We start from the raw sequence: 310 nt of genomic DNA on the forward strand, positions 1-310 counted from the left end.
AGGGTGCCGGCGTTCCGGATCGGCAGCGAGGCGAAGCGCTGCCACAGTTCCTTCAGTTCGTCCGGGTAGTACGCGCACAGCGCGGCATAGGCGTCCTGCAGGGTGGCGCCGGCGCCGATCTCGAGCATGCCGTCGCCTTGCGCCACCGTCTTCAGTTCGGCGACGTGGCCGAGGTAGATGATGTCGCTCAGTTCGCGCATCTGCTTGGTCACCCACAGGCCGACGTCGGTCGAGCCGGCCAGGATCAGGGCCTGCGGATGGCTTGCGCGCAGGGCAACCAGCTCGTCGAGCGTGCGCGGCGCGTGGAAGC

1 protein-coding gene is annotated in these 310 nt (G+C 68.7%); it reads right to left on the reverse strand.

Translation table 11 applies throughout. The features are described from left to right. On the reverse strand, nt 1-310 hold a 310-nt coding region (locus KVT32_RS29530), incomplete at both ends, for an FAD binding domain-containing protein (RefSeq protein ID WP_217619364.1).

The sequence above is a fragment of the Achromobacter sp. GbtcB20 genome, assembly GCF_019091095.1.
Lineage (GTDB): Bacteria > Pseudomonadota > Gammaproteobacteria > Burkholderiales > Burkholderiaceae_B > Achromobacter > Achromobacter mucicolens.